We start from the raw sequence: 19,720 nt of genomic DNA, 5'->3' as shown, positions 1-19,720 counted from the left end.
CGACTCCCTAGCTTATACAAAAGGATCTGAGTTAGGTAAACCTAGCATTACAGTGCCATGTGCACGCATGTAAGTATCTGTATTGTTAGCAATATGACCACGAGACTGATTTATATCGCGAAAAATTCGCTCAATCGGATTACCTTTATAAGTTCCCGACGCTGCACAAGCGCGCATAATCTCGTTAATTCTTTCACTACACTGTTTAGGCACAGCTGCTGATTGCGCGCGCTGTAGTAAACGGTCATTAACTGGCATCATTTCGCCATTTTGAGTATGCTTTACCACTTCTGCAAAATTACGAAACAACACCAACTTCAACTGATCGCTGGTCATTATTGCTTCGGTTACTGCCATTTGCGCATTCACGTCTTCTGCAGTTTTACCACCGTGTTTACCCACATGTTCAGCGCAGCGATGACGAAATTCAGTAACAGCACCATCCAGTGCACCAATACACGCGGTAGATACAGCACGCTGAAATATCTGCACAAATGGGATACGGTATAACCAGTTATCATTAATCGCGCGCCCTTTACAAGCTGCGTCGCTGTAGTCATTAGTTTGGTGGGTGCGATACTCAGGAACAAATGCCCCTTCAACCACAATATCGTGACTACCAGAAGCGCGTAGTCCAAGTACATCCCAGTTTTTTACCACTTTAAAATCAGATTTAGGTAATAAGAATGTTCTATGTTCAAGCTCTTTACTGCCTGGTGATTTAGGCACTAAGCCACCTAAAAATATCCATTCACAGTGCTCTACACCGCTTGAAAAACCCCAACGGCCTGAAAAGTTAAAACCACCTTCCACTTTTTCTACTTTGCCCACTGGCATATAAGTAGAAGCAATCAATATCTCTGGGTTTTCAGCAAGTACTTCTATTTGTGCCCTTTCATCAAACAAGCCAATTTGCCAGTTATGTACGCCAATAACACCATAAATCCAAGCGGTAGACATACAACCTTGCGCTAGCGTCATTTGAATAATATAAAATACTCTAGGGTCAAGCTCATATCCGCCCCAGCGTTTAGGTTGTAAAACACGGAACAAACCTGCTGCAATCATTTCTTTTATTGTTTCATCAGGTACTTTACCAGCAGTTTCTGCAGCTTGGGCGCGCTCAAGTAAGTTAGGAACCAACTTCTCTGCCGCTGCGATGAGACGATTAGCTTCTGGTGTAAGAAAATCATCTGAGATACCTGTAATATCAATTTTATATGGAACACTCATGGTTGTTATCCTTCATAGAATTAGCGCGCAATTGCACTGGTTAAACTCACCAACTTGCTTAACACCAGATTTTCACACTAGCCACTATCTCTCATCGTCAATATGGACTAAGCAAAAAAACTTCTCATTCCATGCAATAATTAACAGCGCTATTAAGCAACTCACATAATAAAGAACAATATTTCCCAACTCAGTGATATCACTTTAAATTCAATGACTTAACCAAAGGAGGGGGGTTGAAATATGGGTGTAAAACTGAAGTGAACAAATACGGCAACGGGCACTAACTTATATAACGCTTATAAAACAACACCAAAGCAGCAGTTTGTTTACCTCTTATTTACACATAGTCCAAATGCGTGATGCTCAACAGATCACTTATCGCTACTTTCAAACCGCAGTGTAAAAAAAGTACAACAAAATAGCGGTTAGGCATTTCCTCTTTGATAAGCTTTACTCAATGAGGGTTGCAGTAGTTAGTGAATGCCTATCGCTGAAATAAATATAAAAAATCATCGAGGAAGTGTAATGAATTTAAATGACAATAGGTTTGCATCAAATCTCACTATAAAACCGTTAGCGTTTGCTATTGCATGCGCTGTATCTGGTCAGGTATTTGCAGCGCAAGAACAAACCGAAGTAGACAATACAACGGCAAAGGGCAAAGGCATTGAGCGTATATCAGTTACTGCCCAAAAACGCATTAGCACATTACAAGAAACACCTATTGCAATTACTGCATTTAATGCTGAAGCATTAGAAAACCAAGGCATAGAAGATATTAGCGATATCAGTAGTATGGTACCAAATACCATGTGGTCGTTCCTATTGGCAGCCCTTTTAATGTGGGTGTTAATATTCGTGGCTTAGGTACTAATGAACCTTCATTAGCGGTAGATCCAAAAGTTGGGATTTATCTTGATGGCGTTTATTTAGCGCGTAACTCAGGGGCTATCTTTAGTATTGTTGATTTAGAGCGAATGGAAGTATTACGTGGCCCACAAGGTACTTTATGGGGTAAAAATACCACAGGCGGCGCTATTAACATGGTCACCAAAAAGCCATCAGATGACTTTGAATTCAAGCAAAAGCTGACATTTGGTTCTGACGGTTTATTCAGCTCTACTACTTCTGTCGATACTGGCTCATTTAATGACTTTACCGCTAAATTAACGTATATGACTAGCGAAGAAGACGGTTGGGCTAAAAATACCTATGTCGGTGCTAAAGAAAAAAATTTAGGTGCTAAAGATATAGAAGCTTATCGAATTGCATTACGGTATATAGGTAGCGATTTCTCTGTGGATTACAGCTACGACAAAACAGATGGCAGCTCAGTAGCAATACCGGTACAAATTAGTAACGTACGACCAAATATCATCGACCCAAGTATCCCTACTATGAATATGGCGACCGGTACATTTTATGCGGGTAACGTATATGCTCAAATGGCCGCTAACGAATTTAAAGGGGGCCGACAAACAGAGTTTGAATTAGACAACCATGGCAGAGAGTATGTCGAGATATCTGGTCACAACCTATCATTTGAATGGGATTATGCAGACCGCCACAGTTTTAAATCTATTACATCGTATCGTGACTACTCTTCTAATTTAGCAGAATCTGATTTAGATGGTGGCGCATACTTTGGTGCAGAACTTGATGCTACGTTCCAACCAACAGGAAACATGGTTTCAACACCCGCTTTTCACTTTACTAACTACAAAAGCCAAGATCAAAGTTCTCAAGAATTTCAGTTTCTTGGCGACTTCATGGATGGAAAACTTGAGTATGTAGCAGGGTATTATTACTTTACAGAAGAAGGTGATGAGTATAACCCTTGGGATATGACGATACAAATTCCAACACCAACGGGTGGGAGGTTAAATGCACTATTTACTGGCGCATTACCATTTGGCGTGTTCTATAATATTGAATCTGAAGCACAAGCTTTATTTTCACAAGTTAATTACCATGTAACCGACTCACTCAATGTGACTTTAGGGTTGCGTCATACTAAAGATAAAAAATCGATAACGAATGTGGCTGAACATGACGCCATGCTAAGTAAAGACTTATCTGCGACAAAAGAGTGGAGCAAAACAGTTGGCTCGCTAATTGTGAATTATGTAGTTGATCAAAATCTAACCGTTTATGGTAAATTAGCCCAAGGCTACGCAGCGGGAACATATAATCCAGGAGCTGTTGACCGTTTTGCTTATTTAAGTACAGGACAAGCAAATTTTGAAGGTGTATTAACCCCAGCAGATCCTGAAGATACCCTAGCTTATGAAGTGGGTGCAAAAGCAATGTTCTTAGATGATAGAATTATGCTTAATACTGCTGTCTTTTATAATGATAATACAAATTTACAGGTAACATCTTATGTAAACGGCATACGTCGCTCGCTAAATTCAGGTGAATCTAAAAGTCTAGGCGTGGAATTTGATGCTAAATTTTCTGCAACTGATAACTTACTATTTTCTGCAAGCTATGGATATAGAGATACTGAATATACAGATGAGGACTTTTCTGATCTCAATCGCTATACAGCCTCATTAGCAATGAGTTGGACTCTAGCAGAGTTTAATTTTGGTAACTTAAGCCTGCATGCAGATTACACTATGAATGATGAATTTCAGTACACGCTTATTGACCCACGTTTAGTTGCAGATTCTTACAGTTTACTTAACGCACGTTTAACTTTATCTGATATTAAAGTGGGCGATAATTCCAGTATTAAAATATCTGCCTTTGGTCGAAATATTACTGATGAAGATTATTTGTTGCATGGCACAAATATGAACTTCTTTGATACTCAAACCTACGGTGCTCCTGCTAGCTATGGCGTTGATATGACATTTATCTTTTAGTGAATTAAATAATTATTATAGTGAAAAAGGGCCTTAATATTTATTAAGGCCTTTTTATTTGTGCTGCTATTGTTGCTACGAATACAGCTGTATTTGCACAGTAATGATCGTTGAGATAGGGTTAATACGCATAATTTGGTAGGTAGGATATAAAGTTATATTAATTATAACCTTGCTGTAATTGCGCTTAATTGACCTAGCACAAAGCAGCAAGATTATATGAGGTTCGATTATTTAGGTAGGTTTAACTCGCGCGCTAACTTTTGTGCGGAGATGGTACTGTACTGCAGCTCATCTGCTGCAGAGTTATCTGCAATCCATAACAATACATTACCTATTTCATCCGGTTCGGCTACAGCCTGCTGCAAGCCTTTAATACCCTGATCGCCAATAGTCGCTCTTAGCGTTTCAGTGTTAACAACTCCTGGGTTTACTGTAAAAGCGCGAATACCTTGATGACCATGTTCACGGCAAATAATACCCGACAGTCGCGACACTGCAGCCTTACCTGCACCGTATGCATAACCCCAGCCCCCTTTAGATGCAGGAATAGGCGGATCTTTTTCACCCGCTCCCGAGGTTATATTTATTATACAACCGCTTTGTTGCGCTAACATACTTGGTAAAACAGCTTGTGCTATTTGCACTGGCGCGCCTATGTAACCTCTAGCAACTTTTTCAAGCGTTTGCTGCGTTATATCTAGTAAAGAAGCATTAAGGCCAGCCCCCTGATAAATAGCATTATTAACAACCACGTCAATTTTACCAAAGTGTTCAAACACCTGCTTTAGAGCACTAGCAACGGAGTTAAAATCAAGTAAATCCATTTTTAGCGCAATGACCTCACAACCTAATTGATCCATCATTTGGGCTGTTTGTTTTAAACTCCCTTGCGTACTTTGCTGTGCTACCTCGCTATCTAATTCACGAGCTGTTATTGCTACTCGATAGCCTGCTTTTGCAAATGCGATGGCTGTTGCACGACCAATACCTCTACTTGCACCTGAAATAAACGCTACTTTTGACACAAATTATCTCCTATTTTTTATTTAACTTAGCATCAATTTAGCATTGCGGCATAGTTTAAATGGACCAAGGATTTTATTGTTATATGAAAATGCTACATAACTGATTACACAAGTAATAATGTGTGTTCTAAAAGCATCTGTTGTTAGATTAAATAAGTGATTTTGTGAGGAGATTTTGTGGTAATAAAGGTTAACGTTAGCTAAAAGCAAAAAACCCAGCAACGTTAGTTACTGGGTTTTAAATTTGGTGCGGATGGGGGGACTTGAACCCCCATGCCCTAAAGCACCACCCCCTCAAGGTGGCGTGTCTACCAATTCCACCACATCCGCATTTTTTAAGCTTGCGCTTAGGTGTTAAACTTTATGATTTATTTGAGGAGTATAAATCGTTTAACGTTTTAGCTTTTACGCTAAATTAATTTGGTACGTCAGAGCGTTGCTCTTTCGAAGATGTAACTGGCACATCTTCTTCAACAGGAATAACTGTTTCTAAAGCTGGTGCTGCTTCAAGGTTTTCCCATTCATCAGTCTTTTTAATATGACTTGCAGTAAGGTTGCCCAGTACTATGCTTAATATAAAAAACACAGAAGCTAAAACTGTCGTTGTTTTAGTCATAAAGTTACCTGCACCTGATGATCCGAAAACAGTTGACGAAGCACCCGCGCCAAATGAAGAACCCATATCGGCACCTTTACCTTGCTGGATTAAAACCATTCCAACAAGCGCTAAAGCTACAACTAAATAAACTACTAGTAAAATTTCGTACATTTATACGGTCCCTTTTGCACTGTTGCAGATAGCAGTAAATGAATCTGCTTTTAAACTTGCGCCACCAATTAGGCCGCCGTCTATATCTGTTTGTGCAAATAATAATTCGCTATTTTTTTCGTTAACGCTACCACCATATAAGATGGTTAGCCCTTGTGCTAAATCGCTGTTTAATGAAGCGATTTTGTCACGGATAAATTTATGAACGCTTTGTGCCTGTTCTGGCGATGCAGTCTTACCTGTGCCTATGGCCCAAACGGGTTCATATGCTATCACAGAATCTTTGAGTGCTGCTACACCTAATTTTTCAATTACTGCATCAATTTGTGCAGCAACTATTTGTTCTGTTTTACCGTTTTCTTGCTCACTTTCGCTCTCTCCAACACATAAAATTGGCGTTAAACCAACTTGTTGTGCGCGAGCAAATTTTGCAGCTACGACATCATTGCTTTCTTTGTATATACTACGGCGCTCTGAGTGACCTACTAATACATATTGGGCGCCCAACTCTTTAATAAGTTGTGCATCAACTTCACCGGTAAATGCACCGGGGGTATTTTCTGACACAGTTTGAGTTCCCGTTGAAACACCGCTGGCTATCATTGCTGACACTAACGGAAACGGAGGAAATAAAACAATGTCTATCTCGTTTGATTTAACATTGTTAATAGCATCAGACATTTGTTTAACCAGCTCTAAAGAGCCATTCATTTTCCAATTGCCTGCGACCATCGCCTTGCGTGCTGCCATTTTTCCACTCCACATGAGAAAGCGGTCGAGATATTAACTCGACTCGCCCAAAGTTACAAGAGGTTATTGTTATCAATCAGTTTGTTTGCTCATAGATTCAACAACCGCGGCTATTTTTTCTGCGCTGTCGATTACTAACTTCTCTTGTTCGGCCTCAACCATAACACGTACAACAGGTTCAGTGCCTGATTTACGTAGTAACACACGCCCCTTTTCACCTAAAGTTTGCTCAACCTCTGCTACTGCAGCTAATACTGCAGGCGCTTTTGTCGGATCTGTACCTGGGGTGTAACGTACGTTAATCATTTTCATTGGGTACTTAGTAAAACCAGTACCTAAGTCTTGTAATGTTTTATTTTGCGCAACCATAGCAGCTAGTACTTGCAAGCTTGAAATAATGCCATCGCCGGTGCTAATTAAATCAAGGTTTAATACATGGCCCGAGCTTTCGCCGCCAATAGTCCAGCCTTTTTGTTGTAGCAATTCCATTACATAACGGTCGCCTACTTTACTGCGTGCAAATTCAATACCTTTGGCTTTCAATGCATTTTCAAGGCCCATGTTTGACATAACAGTGCCAACAACACCACCACCTAAATTATCATCTTGCGCTGCTTGGCAGGCAATAATATACACTAAGTCATCACCATCAAACACACGACCATTATGATCAACCATCATTACACGGTCGCCATCGCCATCATAGGCAATGCCCACATCTGCATTATGTTCAAGCACTTTACGTTTTAGGGTATCTACGTGAGTAGCGCCGCATTCATGGTTAATATTTACACCATTGGGCTCACACGCATGCGTGATTATATTTGCACCTAGTTCGCGCATAACTGATGGTGCAATATGGTAAGTTGCGCCATTGGCACAATCGAGTACAATTTTTAATCCTTCAAGCGACAAGCTTTGTGGAAATTGGCTTTTACAAAATTCGATATAACGACCATCAGCGCTAGTTAAGCGACTCGCTTTACCTAGTTTATCAGACTCAACACAAGTCATTGGTTCATCAAGCATGGCTTCAATTTCAAGCTCTACTTTGTCATCAAGCTTTAAACCGCGACAGTTAAAAAACTTTATGCCGTTATCGTAATACGGGTTGTGCGATGCACTAATCACTATGCCGGCTTCGGCTCTAAATGTTTGTGCTAAATAAGCAATCGCAGGGGTTGGCATAGGGCCCAGTAATACAACATCAATTCCTGCTGCAATTAACCCTGCTTGTAATGCGGTTTCTAACATATAGCCTGAAATGCGGGTATCTTTACCTATCATCACTTTTTTAGTGCCGTTTTCTGATAGGACACGGCCCGCAGCCCAACCTAGTTTCATTGCAAACTCAGGATTTATAGGATGCTCACCCACGAGCCCGCGTACACCATCGGTGCCAAAATATTTTCTTTCTTTCATTTAAAGTACTCCTTGTTTGCAGGCTTGTAGTACGTTAAGTACATCTGCGGTTTCTTTTACGTCGTGTACACGAATAATATGCGCACCATTTTGTGCTGCGATTAATGCGCCCGCTAAACTGCCGGCCAATCGCTCATTTGTATTTCTATTTAATAAGTTGCCAATCATCGACTTACGCGATAATCCCGCTAACAACGGTAAACCAAACTGATTAAAGTCATTAAACTGCGCCAGTAGTTGGTAATTGTGACTGAGTGTTTTACCAAAACCAAAGCCAGGATCAAGAATAAGTTGTGTTTGCTTAATCCCCGCTGTTTTACACGCAGCAATACGCTGACTAAAAAACTGTTTTATATCTGCAAATAAATCATCATAGTGCGGCGCTGCCTGCATGCTGCGAGGTTGGCCTTGCATATGCATTAAACACACCGCAACATCAGGAAACTGCGCCACTACGTTCAGTGCATCGCTTTCTTGTAATGCACGTACGTCATTAACAATATCGGCCCCAGCTAAAATAGCTTGGTGCATTACTTGTGCTTTGCTGGTATCAATAGATATAACGCAATCACTGTTTTCACGAATTGCTTTAATCGCTGGTATTACACGTGCTAATTCATCCTCAAGGCTCACATCAGGAGCACCTGGGCGAGTCGACTCTCCGCCAATATCTATAATTTGCGCCCCGTCGTCTAACAATTGCAGCGCACGCTGCAGCGCAATATCAGGGTCTATAAACTTCCCGCCATCTGAAAATGAATCGGGAGTAACATTAAGTATTCCCATAATTACTGGATTTGCCAAACTTAGTGTACGTTTGCGAGGCAAGTTTAGTAAATTATTCATGATGACCTTTTTTGTTTGAATTAGCTGAAGTTTATTTTATACGTTTGATACAAAAAAGCCCCGAGGTTCGGGGCTTTTAGTTTAGCTATTTTAACGATTATTCAGCTTTGTCATCAAGGTTTGTTTCATCTTTTTTAGCTTCATCAGTTGGTTTTTGATCTTCATCAACTAATTTTTCTGCTGAAACATCTTCTTTAACTGGCTTTTTTTCATGGCGGTCATGCGCATCGCGTGGTTCACGAACTTCTTGGCGCGCCATTAAATCATCAATTTGCTTAGCATCAATCGTTTCGTACTTCATCAGCGCATCTTTCATTGCGTGTAGAATATCGATATTTTCTTTTAATATCGCTTCTGCTCGCTGATAGTTACGATCTGATAATAAGCGTACTTCGCTATCGATAATTTTAGCTGTTTCGTCCGATATACTCATAGAGCGGCCACCGCCCATGTACATATCGTTTTGATCTTCTGCGTAAAGTAGTGGTCCAAGTTTTTCACTTAAACCCCAGTGCGTTACCATTTTACGGGCAATATCACTCGCACGTTCAATATCGTTACTAGCACCTGTGGTTACTTTATCTGCACCATAAATAAGTGCTTCTGCGATACGTCCGCCATACAGGCTTGAGATCATCGACTCTAGCAATTCTTTCGAATGGCTTACACGGTCTTGTTCAGGCAAGTACATAGTTACACCTAGCGCACGGCCACGTGGAATTATAGATACTTTATAAACAGGATCATGCTCTGGCACCATACGACCAACAATAGCATGGCCAGCTTCGTGGTACGCTGTCATGGCTTTTTCTTGCTCGCTCATCACCATGGTTTTGCGCTCAGCGCCCATCATGATTTTATCTTTAGCAGCGTCAAACTCAGCCATACTAACAACACGTTTATTACCGCGTGCCGCATAGAGTGCAGCTTCGTTTACTAGGTTTGCTAAATCAGCACCTGAAAAACCCGGTGTACCGCGTGCAATTAAAGCTGCTTCAACGTTGTCGCCTAATGGCACTTTACGCATATGTACTTTAAGTATTTGCTCACGACCACGAATATCAGGTAAGCCAACTTCAACTTGGCGGTCAAAACGACCCGGACGAAGTAAGGCTGGATCTAATACGTCTGGGCGGTTAGTTGCAGCAATAACGATAATACCTTCGTTACCACCAAAACCATCCATTTCTACTAGCATTTGGTTTAGCGTTTGCTCACGTTCGTCGTTACCGCCGCCCATACCAGCACCACGTTTACGACCTACAGCATCTATTTCATCAATAAAGATAATACAGGGTGATGCTTTTTTAGCTTGCTCGAACATATCTCGTACGCGAGATGCGCCCACACCAACAAACATTTCAACAAAGTCCGAACCAGAAATAGTAAAGAACGGCACTTTTGCTTCACCAGCAACGGCTTTAGCAAGTAACGTTTTACCTGTACCAGGAGGACCAACCATCAACACGCCTTTAGGAATGCTGCCACCTAATTTTTGGAATTTTGATGGGTCGCGTAAAAAATCTACCAATTCTGATACATCTTCTTTTGCTTCATCACAGCCAGCAACATCGGCGAAAGTGGTTTTAATTTGATCTTCGCTCATTAAGCGCGCTTTGCTCTTACCAAACGACATTGCGCCTTTACCGCCACCGCCTTGCATTTGACGCATGAAAAATATCCACACACCAATAAGCAGTATCATTGGGAACCAAGAAATAAATATACTTGCTAAAAATGACTGCTCTTCAGGTTTAACCCCTTTCACATTGACGTTACTTTTTAACAAATCATTTAAAATGTCTTTGTCGTAAATAGGCATAATCGTTTGAAAACGTTCGCCACTGGTTTTAGTACCTGTAATTGTGCCACTGGTACTTTCAATTGCCACTTCTTGTATAGAGCCACTGCGGGCATCTTTAACAAATTGACTATAACTTGTTTGACGATCTACTTGATCGCCGCCATTAAAGCTCTGAAATACTGACATCAGCACAACTGCAATAACCAGCCAGAGTATTAGATTTTTTGCCATATCGCTCAAGGGGTTAACCTCTTGTATCCAATTAATTTAAATTCAACTAAACGCCCAACAACTGTACTACAGTTTATATCCAGTCGCTACTATATATACTTCCCGTGAACGGGCGCGCGAGGCATCTGGTTTACGTATCTTCACTGTTTTAAAACTATTACGTACATCTTGCAAGAACTGATCAAAGCCTTCACCTTGGAATACTTTAACAATAAATGCACCATTTTTCTTTAATACTTGATTACACATATCCAGTGCAAGCTCGACCAAATACATGCTACCAGCTTGATCAACTGAATTGTTACCACTCATATTTGGTGCCATGTCAGAGAGTACCACATCAACATTTTTGCCATCAATACGTTTTAACAATGCACTTAACACTGCTTCTTCACGAAAGTCGCCTTGTAAAAAGTCAACACCCGCTAATGAATCCATAGGGAGGATATCGCACGCTATAACTTGTCCTTTATCTCCTACTTTTTCTGCCAAGTATTGTGACCAACTACCCGGTGCAGCCCCTAAATCAACAACAGTCATTGCTGGGCGGAGTAACTTGTCTCTACTTTGGACCTCATCTAATTTAAAAACAGCTCGAGAACGCCAACCTTTTTTTTGCGCCTCTTGAACATATTTATCATCAAAATGTTCTTTCAGCCATCGCTGTGAACTGGCTGACTGTTTTTTATTTGTCATAAATTAACACGCAACTAATTAGTAATATTCTTTAGATGGCGGTAGAATACCCTTAATTCAAGCCATATTCAGCAAAATTTGTATAAACATGACATTATCAAACAAACAAAAGCAGTTTTTAAAAGGTCAGGCACATAGCCTCAAGCCTGTAGTTTTACTAGGTTCTAACGGTTTAACCGAAGGCGTAGTAGTAGAAATTCAAAGCGCATTAGAAATTCACGAATTAATTAAAGTGAAGGTTCCAACTGATGATCGCGAAACTAAAGCGCTCATTTTTGAAGCAATTGTGCGTGAAACTGGTGCAACTAAATTACAATCAATTGGTCACACTATTGTGCTTTACCGCCAAAGTGAAGAGAAAAAAATTAAATTACCGCGTGGCTAAACACTACTTGTAGGATTTACCCGGTAATATAAAAAAACCAGCACCCGCTGGTTTTTTATTATCTGTCACTTTTAAATTAATGATTAAAATCCATAGTGAGTTCACTGACCCTATATTGTGGTGCATCTTTTGGGGCTTTATCGCGTATTTTATCTAGTATGTAATAGCGCGAAAACTCATCTTCAGACATAGCACTCACCGTACCTTTTGAAAGCAGTGCCGTAAGTTCAGGCGTGGTATTACTGTGTCCTACAACAGTTACAACACCCTGTAATTTTAGTAGTTTACTTTCAAGTGAAGCTAAATCAGCTGCATCATACATTTTTACTGTAGTGCTTAAGTAAGCAGCCATTGGCGCTGCTGTTTGTAATGTACGCTTATAATTGCTGCTAAATAGCTGCACGTTTTTATGTTGTTTTATTAACTGTACCAAATACTGTGCACGTTGTGCGCCAAGCACTGTAAGCGACGGGTTTTTACCGGCTTGTTTTTCACTGTGGCGAAATAAATAAATCTTATCTGGGGCGGCAAATACAAATTGGCTATTAAACACCATAACCAGTAGCGCCAAGATTAAAAGCCTTTTATCTTTAATCATGATTTTTAGCCTCGCTTATATTTAAGCACTCTATTTATAAACTCTGTTGTAAGTTCATTTATCACCCCAGTTTCGGCATTTATTATTAAGCTAAAACCCACATTTAAATGAGGAAAAACCACTAAATCGGTGCGATAGCCTTGCACCCAACCACTATGGTAATAAAGGGTTTCATCATCGTAGTTATATACTCGCCAACCTAGCCCATAAAAAGCCTCACTAAGATGACCTTTCCATACTCGTCGGTATTGCTCTTTTTTGGTATGCGTATAGGGACGTGTTTGTACCGCTAATGCATCGAGCGATAATACATTTGGGTACTGACCTAATTGCGCCTTTAACCATATTGCCATATCGGCAGCACTGGCATTTATGCCTGCAGCGGGGGCTACTTTATAATAATTTTTTTTCAGCTTAGCGCTATACCAACGTTTTTTCCCTCTTACATGTGGAAATGCGTAGTTTTTATCTTGCACCATAGCGTCGTAGCCTAAACTAGTGTCATGCATTTTTAAGGGCGTAAAAATAGCGTCATTTAGCCACTGAGAGTAACTTTTATGAGTACTCCTTAAAATTACATCGTCAATTAAACTAAACATCACATTTTGATAGCCATAACACTGCCCAGGATCGCATATGGGCGCTACCGTAAGTAGCTTTTCAATAATATCTGGATAACTCATTCGTGATTCAATTAGGTTATCGTAGGCGTTGGGAACTAGGCCACTAGAGTGACTTAAAATATGATAAACCTTTAAATTATCTTTGTAGTCGGTGTTAGCAAATTCAGGAATATAGTCGCTAATAGGCTGGTATAAATCTATCTCCCCTTCACTTGCAAGCTTAGCAGCTAACGATCCTGCAAAGGTTTTAGACACCGATGCTAATCTAAAACGTGTATGTTGATTAACCCTTTGAGAGCTACCCACTTTGGTAAAGCCCATGGTATGGATATAATCACTCGACTGCATATTAACAATCGATAAAGCCGCGCCAGGTATACCTTTTCGTTTAAGCTTTTTTTGTGCGTAACGCCCATATTTTTTTACAAATGCAGGCCAATCTGGATCTACATTTGCAGCAACCTCTGAGTGGGTTATTAAAATACAAAAGGCGAGCAGGTAATAAATCGAGTAATTAAGGTACTTCATCGGTGGCTGTTTTTTCTTTTTTTAATTGCTTCTATGCATATAATATCATGAACTTTTGTCAAGACTAACGTACAATATGTTGATTATTGGCCTTTTACTGAGTGTGAAGTATTTATGCGTTTTTTAGTTGTACCACTTTTTATATTATTTTCATCGGGTTGCGCTATAACCACAACAACAAATCAGCCTGCTGAGCCATTGGCAATGCCCTTAAAGCCAATGTTAAAAAGTCAGACATACCAACTGGAGTATGAGGCACAACACACCTCGCCTAAAGTAAAGTCAGTGCAATTACCAGCTCATAAAGTAATGAAAAACCAAACGGTTAAAATTGTTACCGACAGAGTAAGTGTAACCGACACTTTACTGGCGCAAATAAGCCAAGCGCTCAATGACAAACAACTAAAAGTAACTACTAAAAACGATAGTGATTACACACTTGCTATTCATCAAGTTGATCTGTCGTTTACCGATGATAGTAAATACACGTTAAATCAGCCCAAACAACCTTATGCTCTATACTCTAAAGTTGCACAGCAATTTCCAACCCAGCAGTGTGCAACTATTTTAGCGCAAGTTAGCATGCGCTTAACGCATAAAGCCTCTGGTGATGTTGTTTGGTTTGCAAAATCATCTTTAGATAGCACTAGCTTTCATCGTGAATCACTGATCTATAGCTTTACCGAAGAGCAAAAAATCACTAATGAACTTGAAGTAGTCGCCTTTGTCCACCAGCAAAATACCGAACAAGCACGTTTAGCACGCGCCGAAGCAAATACAAAGGTAACTATTCCTAAATATAATACAATGAGCAAGCTTAGCACACTGACTAAAGTGCAAGGCCCGTGTACTCGCACAGAAATAAGTGCTTTAGCACCAATGATGCAGTTTTATTTAAGCAGTATATTAATCGACAAAATTAAAGTGATATAAGCGTAAGTTAAACACTACATTTTTTACAGGTTTAAAGGAACGTTTAACAATATACTACGCTTTATAACAATTACTTATTTAGGTTCCAAGGATGAAGCACTCAATACTTAGCTATTTTTTATGTTACACCTGCTTATTATTTGCCTGTGTATTTAGTGCCCATAGTACTGCCAGTAACCGCTATTATGCTGATAACACCTTAGAGCCTATTCAAGGCTTTGCATGGGACTGGAGCGCCGGTACTGGTTATTATATTGAAGACTCTTACCTTATCGGCATGGACTCCTATGACGATGGTATTGAATTAGATCTCAGCCTTGCGGTTTCTTTTGATAATTTTTATCTCGATTATGACCATAACCAACTCAGCGGCGGCCTTGTTATAGGCTACAGTCTAATTAACAAATATAATTGGGAGCTCGATATAATCGGTGCTAACGCCCAAGCTGGGTTTGGTCAAAAAGGCTTGGGGTTTTATAACAATGGTGTGGTTGAGGAATTACGCGGCATTAAAAAGCGTAAGTATGACTTTAATACAGGCCTTAGATTTACCCACAGATTTGATGGCTCACAGGTTTCTATTGAATTTTTGCATGACATTTCTAACGCCCACAATGGCTGGGTATTTAATTCTTTTTTTAGCAAAATACAACCTTGGCGTAACTGGGAGTTTCGCTCAGGCATAGGCTTTAGTGCCTACTCTGCTGACTTTACTAACTATTATTTTGGTATTGAGCAAAGTGAAGTTACCTTGCTGCGTCCTGCCTATAAAACCAATGCCAGCAGCAGCATTATGCTTGAGTTTCATGCTGAGTACCCGCTTAACCAAGACTGGGTGTTTTTAGCCGGCTGGTTAACGACTTTATTTTCTAAAGAAATTGACGACAGCCCTATTATTTCTCAAGGGTACCAACACAAAGCCAAGCTAGGCGTGCGTTATGTATTTTAGACGCTGGTGTTATTTACTATTAGCTTACCCTGGCAGTTTACTCGCCGAGGTGCCCCAAGAGGTAACCGCACTTAGTGCAATACCTAATACCTGCGTGGCACTACGTGAAGGCCGCCACTGTTATACTGAAGTGGTTTTATCATGGCAGCAGCCCACAATAGGTAACTACTGCTTACGAGACGCTACCTCAAAATATATTATGCAATGTTGGCTTAAGCAGCAACACGGCGTTTTTAATTATGCATTTGACTCTGAGCAGAGCTTATCATTTGAATTATTTGATAGTAATACTGCAAAAGTCATAGCCACCACTGAAGTAAAGTTACAGTGGGTTTATCAAAACAGGCAGAAAAAACGCCGTTGGCGATTGTTTTAATAAGGAAGTCTCATGGATAATTACGGTACTATTTTACTCGTTGAAGATGATATTTCTTTGGCACAATGGGTGGCTGAATATTTAACAGAACAAGGCTATTGTGTACATGTTTGTCATCGCGGTGATGAAGTTGTTGGCCAAGTTAAAACCTTGAAACCGCAGTTAATACTACTTGATATTATGCTTCCTGGGTTAGACGGCATAAGCATTTGTCGCGAGCTACGTAGCTTTTATCAAGCTCCTATTATTATGCTAACAGCTCGTGATGACGAAATGGATGAAGTGATTGGCTTAGAGGTAGGTGCCAGTGACTACATAATGAAACCGGTACGCCCTCGTGCATTACTAGCAAGAATAAAGTCAGCCCTTAGGCTCACCACCCAAAGCAGCCAATCTCATAAACAGCATAGTATTATTAATGTAGGGGCTTTGAGCATTAATAGTGAGTCGCGAAGCGTTAAACTTAACGATATCGATATAAATATATCTAGCGCTGAGTATTTATTGCTGCATTACTTAGCCAGTAACGCAGGGCAAGTTGTATCACGCGATGCGGTGTTTAAAGCAACCAAAGGACGCGAGTACGACGGCCTTGATAGAAGTGTTGATGTGCTTATTTCTGCGCTACGTAAAAAGTTTAATGACGATCCGCAAAACCCTGAAAAAATTAAAACAATTTGGGGACGAGGTTATTTACTCGTTGCCACTGCTTGGTAGCTACAAATGAAAAAGTTTTATATTGCACTGCTTAGCAGCGCACTGCTTTCGATTATTGTTTTAGGCTGGCTTATTGACGCTTTTAGTCAAAATACACACGCCCCTTTAGACGAATTTAGCATGCAAAGTAAAATGATTGCAGGGTTTAGCAAACAGCTTGCTACTCTCCCCCCTGCACAGCGCAGTAATTATGTTACAAAGTTAGCCAACGACTTTAGCCTGCCGCTTACCTATAAGCTAAACGACACTTTAGCGCTTAGCCCTGCCTTACTTATGCAAATGCAAACCCATGGTGGGTTAATTTTAGAGGGCGAACAGGGTTTTCATATGCTTTATAGTAACCAAGCATTAAGCCCTTATCATTTATCTATGCGCCTCGATAACTCATTTGAAGCAGAGCAACGCGACGATAATATTCTAACCTTATTATTTTACGCTGGGCTGTGTGTATTTATGGGCTTTATTATTTATCCCTTAGCCAAACGCTTGAGCGTGTTAAATGAAGCAGCTAAAAAATTTGCATCGGGTGATGTTAAAACTCGTATCAAAGTCTCTCATTTCACGTATATAAAAGATGTAGAGCTCACCTTTAACCGTATGGCGAGTCAAATAGAAAAGCTGGTTGCTGAAAATAAGCTAATGGCTTCGAGTTTATCCCATGACATTCGCACCCCCATAGCTTGCCTGCGATTTGGTTTAGATGCTGCAATAGATAGCAATGACATGCCAAAAGTGAAGCAATATTTAACCCGCATGGAAAATGACTTAGACCATATGGAGTCTATGCTAAAAAGCTACCTAGCCTTTGCCACGCTAGAACAAAATGCCAACCGCTTAACCTACTCTGCAACCCATATGCGCAGCTACTTTGAAGATATTTTAGCGCAGCTATCGCCTAAATTAGACTCCCACAAACTCAGTGTGCATCTTAATAGCAGTAACGATGTTATTTATGCCGACTTACATTGGCTTGCCAGAGCCGTTACTAATTTAATTAATAATGCCTGCGACTTTGCCCTGCAACATATTTATGTAAGTGCCACTGTCAATGAGCAACATATTATTATTACCGTAGAGGACGATGGCCCAGGCATAGCAGCTGAAAACTTTAGCAAAGTATTTAGCCCTTTTTTTCGCGAAAACAATCACCGCAATCGAGCTGATAAAAGTTATGGCCTCGGATTAGCAATTGTTGAAAAAGTAGCTGACTGGCATCACGGCCGTGTTTATGCAGGCAAAAGTAAGCAGTTAGGTGGAGCTTGTTTTACCCTGAAAATAGCTCAACAACACCCTAGTGTAAAGTAAAGGCTACACACTGTAAATTAACAATTATTAAACAATATCAAGCTGTTAATTTTTAGTTTTAAGTTACTAAACTAAAATCTATGTTCATAACACAGAGTTTAATAAAGTAATTGTGCTAGATCAGCAAATTAGCACTTTTTATTTTTTTACATTTCCAGTAGATTGTCTGCGCCGTCACAAAATAGAGAAGTACAATAATATGAGTGCAGTAAGAGGCGAGTTTAGCTCTCGCTTTGGTTTTATAATGGCCGCCGCAGGATCTGCTGTAGGTTTAGGTAACATTTGGGGTTTCCCTACACAAACCGCAAGTAATGGTGGTGCCGCATTTTTAATTGCGTATTTAGTACTGGCATTCTTTTTGGCTTATCCTGCTTTAATGGCGGAGCTAATGATTGGTCGTCATGGCCAAGCAAATGCGGTTTCTTCACTTAGAAAAATATCTAATAAACCTTGGCAAAAACATTTTTCTTTTGCGGTTGGTTTTGGCGGTATTTTATGTGCTGGCTTTATTTTAAGCTTTTATGCCATTGTTGCTGGTTGGATGCTAAGTGCAACAGTAGAACCTATTACAACATTAGTGGGCGCAAACTCCGCATCTGCTTGGCTAGGTGAACAGTCACTTAGCAGAAACATCATTTTCACTATGATCTTTATTGTACTAACCGTTGCTATTATTAGTCGTGGCGTTGAAAACGGAATCGAAAAATGGTCAAAACGTTTAATGCCTGCTTTGCTCAGCATTTTATTTGCGTTAATTATTTATGTAATGACCCAAGATGGCGCTATTGAAGGCTTAAAGGCGTATTTAGTACCTGATTTCTCATCTATTTTTGATGCTAACTTGTTAGTTAGTGCACTAGGGCAAGCATTCTTTTCATTATCACTAGGTACCAGTGTGATGATTATTTATGGCTCGTATATTAGTAAAAAAGAGAACTTAGTTTCGTTAGGTGCTTATGTCACGCTTATTGATGTATTTATTGCTTTTGTCGCAGGGTTATTAATCATTCCTGCTATGTATGTAGCACAAGCACAAGGGATTGAGATTTTCTCACCGACTACCGGAAAGCTCCTCTCTGAAGATACATTAGTATTTCAAGTATTACCTGCACTTTTTGATGGTATGGGTGGTATGGGGTTATTTGTTGGCTTTGCGTTTTTTGCGCTAATGAGCATTGCAGCACTCACCTCCTCTATTTCAATGCTCGAAGCGCCGGTATCTTATACGGTAGAACGCTTTGCAATGTCTCGCTTACAGGCCACTTGGGTAATTGGTGCATTAATCACTCTAGTGAGCATCACGATAGTGTGTAACTTAGAGTTACTGTTTGGCTTAGTGATCACCTTAACCACTAAAGTGGCACAGCCATTATTAGGTCTTATGTGTTGTATATACGTAGGCTGGATTTGGTCAAGAGGCTCATTACTAAAGGCCATTCAAGAAGGTAACCCTGAAGTACACAATACCTTATTTTGGAAAGTATGGCCTTGGTACACTAAGTTTGTATGCCCACTGGCGATAGGCCTGGTATTTTTACATTCATTATTAAGCTAAAGTTAGTTTCTGCTCTTAACAACATCGAGTAGGGTGAGGCTTATGCCTCATCCCTCTCACAGAACCGTACGTACGGACCTCGTATACGGCTCCTGTACC

19 protein-coding genes and 1 tRNA gene are annotated in these 19,720 nt (G+C 40.2%); 9 read left to right on the top strand and 11 right to left on the bottom strand.

Annotated elements, in window-relative coordinates; genetic code table 11:
- Positions 1-12: 12 nt before the first annotated feature.
- A complete protein-coding gene (locus AAEZ18_RS02880; RefSeq protein WP_011327570.1) occupies positions 13-1,233 on the bottom strand; it encodes an acyl-CoA dehydrogenase family protein in 1,221 nt (406 codons plus the stop codon).
- 528 nt (positions 1,234-1,761) lie between these two features.
- Here AAEZ18_RS02880 and AAEZ18_RS02875 point away from each other — a divergent pair.
- Positions 1,762-2,103, top strand: coding sequence for a hypothetical protein (locus AAEZ18_RS02875; protein ID WP_350593862.1), 342 nt, complete (start codon positions 1,762-1,764; stop codon positions 2,101-2,103).
- Entirely contained in the window at positions 2,049-4,106 is a 2,058-nt protein-coding gene (locus tag AAEZ18_RS02870; protein WP_350593863.1) for a TonB-dependent receptor, read from the top strand. Before AAEZ18_RS02875 ends, AAEZ18_RS02870 begins: the two co-directional genes overlap by 55 nt.
- A 230-nt stretch (positions 4,107-4,336) precedes the next feature.
- Here AAEZ18_RS02870 and AAEZ18_RS02865 read toward each other — a convergent pair whose 3' ends face one another.
- The 8 genes from AAEZ18_RS02865 to rlmE all read right to left on the bottom strand — a co-directional run bounded on the left by AAEZ18_RS02865 (position 4,337) and on the right by rlmE (position 11,652).
- Positions 4,337-5,134, bottom strand: coding sequence for an SDR family NAD(P)-dependent oxidoreductase (locus tag AAEZ18_RS02865; protein WP_350593865.1), 798 nt, complete (start codon positions 5,132-5,134; stop codon positions 4,337-4,339).
- 245 nt (positions 5,135-5,379) lie between these two features.
- A tRNA-Leu gene (locus AAEZ18_RS02860) sits at positions 5,380-5,464 on the bottom strand.
- Between the two features lie 85 nt (positions 5,465-5,549).
- Positions 5,550-5,903, bottom strand: coding sequence for a preprotein translocase subunit SecG (secG, locus tag AAEZ18_RS02855; RefSeq protein ID WP_011327567.1), 354 nt, complete (start codon positions 5,901-5,903; stop codon positions 5,550-5,552).
- Positions 5,904-6,653: a triose-phosphate isomerase gene (gene tpiA, locus AAEZ18_RS02850; protein WP_011327566.1), complete on the bottom strand. Its 750-nt coding sequence runs from the start codon at positions 6,651-6,653 to the stop codon at positions 5,904-5,906.
- A 72-nt stretch (positions 6,654-6,725) separates the two neighbouring features.
- The gene (gene glmM, locus AAEZ18_RS02845; protein WP_011327565.1) at positions 6,726-8,075 is read right to left on the bottom strand and encodes a phosphoglucosamine mutase; all 1,350 of its coding nucleotides are present in this window, start codon (positions 8,073-8,075) and stop codon (positions 6,726-6,728) included.
- The gene (folP, locus tag AAEZ18_RS02840) at positions 8,076-8,921 is read right to left on the bottom strand and encodes a dihydropteroate synthase (RefSeq protein ID WP_089367902.1); all 846 of its coding nucleotides are present in this window, start codon (positions 8,919-8,921) and stop codon (positions 8,076-8,078) included.
- Positions 8,922-9,018: 97 nt separating this feature from the next.
- Positions 9,019-10,965, bottom strand: a complete 1,947-nt coding sequence (ftsH, locus tag AAEZ18_RS02835; protein ID WP_172459236.1) for an ATP-dependent zinc metalloprotease FtsH — start codon at positions 10,963-10,965, stop codon at positions 9,019-9,021.
- 57 nt (positions 10,966-11,022) lie between these two features.
- Complete coding sequence (rlmE, locus tag AAEZ18_RS02830; protein ID WP_011327562.1) at positions 11,023-11,652, bottom strand: 23S rRNA (uridine(2552)-2'-O)-methyltransferase RlmE; 630 nt, start codon at positions 11,650-11,652, stop codon at positions 11,023-11,025.
- An 88-nt stretch (positions 11,653-11,740) separates the two neighbouring features.
- Between rlmE and yhbY the strand changes: the two genes are divergently transcribed.
- On the top strand, positions 11,741-12,037 hold the full coding sequence (yhbY, locus tag AAEZ18_RS02825; RefSeq protein WP_011327561.1) for a ribosome assembly RNA-binding protein YhbY: 297 nt from the start codon (positions 11,741-11,743) through the stop codon (positions 12,035-12,037).
- Between the two features lie 76 nt (positions 12,038-12,113).
- Here yhbY and AAEZ18_RS02820 read toward each other — a convergent pair whose 3' ends face one another.
- The gene (locus AAEZ18_RS02820) at positions 12,114-12,635 is read right to left on the bottom strand and encodes a SixA phosphatase family protein (protein WP_350593868.1); all 522 of its coding nucleotides are present in this window, start codon (positions 12,633-12,635) and stop codon (positions 12,114-12,116) included.
- Positions 12,636-12,640: 5 nt separating this feature from the next.
- Positions 12,641-13,786, bottom strand: a complete 1,146-nt coding sequence (locus AAEZ18_RS02815) for a serine hydrolase domain-containing protein (RefSeq protein WP_350550241.1) — start codon at positions 13,784-13,786, stop codon at positions 12,641-12,643.
- 114 nt (positions 13,787-13,900) lie between these two features.
- Here AAEZ18_RS02815 and AAEZ18_RS02810 point away from each other — a divergent pair, with 114 nt between their 5' ends.
- From AAEZ18_RS02810 to AAEZ18_RS02785, 6 genes are all read left to right on the top strand, one after another.
- Positions 13,901-14,719 (top strand): hypothetical protein, encoded by an 819-nt coding sequence (locus AAEZ18_RS02810; RefSeq protein ID WP_011327557.1) that lies wholly within the window; start codon positions 13,901-13,903, stop codon positions 14,717-14,719.
- Between the two features lie 91 nt (positions 14,720-14,810).
- The gene (locus AAEZ18_RS02805) at positions 14,811-15,668 is read left to right on the top strand and encodes a MipA/OmpV family protein (RefSeq protein ID WP_086993499.1); all 858 of its coding nucleotides are present in this window, start codon (positions 14,811-14,813) and stop codon (positions 15,666-15,668) included.
- Entirely contained in the window at positions 15,658-16,044 is a 387-nt protein-coding gene (locus tag AAEZ18_RS02800) for a DUF3019 domain-containing protein (RefSeq protein ID WP_041454364.1), read from the top strand. The genes AAEZ18_RS02805 and AAEZ18_RS02800 overlap by 11 nt, the downstream gene beginning before the upstream one ends.
- A gap of 12 nt (positions 16,045-16,056) precedes the next feature.
- Positions 16,057-16,761 (top strand): response regulator, encoded by a 705-nt coding sequence (locus tag AAEZ18_RS02795; RefSeq protein ID WP_350593870.1) that lies wholly within the window; start codon positions 16,057-16,059, stop codon positions 16,759-16,761.
- 6 nt (positions 16,762-16,767) lie between these two features.
- Positions 16,768-18,066, top strand: a complete 1,299-nt coding sequence (locus AAEZ18_RS02790) for an ATP-binding protein (RefSeq protein ID WP_350593873.1) — start codon at positions 16,768-16,770, stop codon at positions 18,064-18,066.
- 199 nt (positions 18,067-18,265) lie between these two features.
- Positions 18,266-19,621 carry a sodium-dependent transporter gene (locus AAEZ18_RS02785; protein WP_011327552.1) on the top strand — a complete coding sequence of 452 codons (1,356 nt, stop codon included), beginning with the start codon at positions 18,266-18,268 and terminating at the stop codon, positions 19,619-19,621.
- Positions 19,622-19,720: the final 99 nt, after the last annotated feature.

It is taken from the genome of Pseudoalteromonas sp. 19-MNA-CIBAN-0066, from assembly GCF_040308705.1.
Taxonomy (GTDB): Bacteria; Pseudomonadota; Gammaproteobacteria; order Enterobacterales; family Alteromonadaceae; genus Pseudoalteromonas; species Pseudoalteromonas nigrifaciens.
Note: the sequence above shows the minus strand (reverse complement) of the source record. Positions and strands in the feature narration are given on the sequence as shown.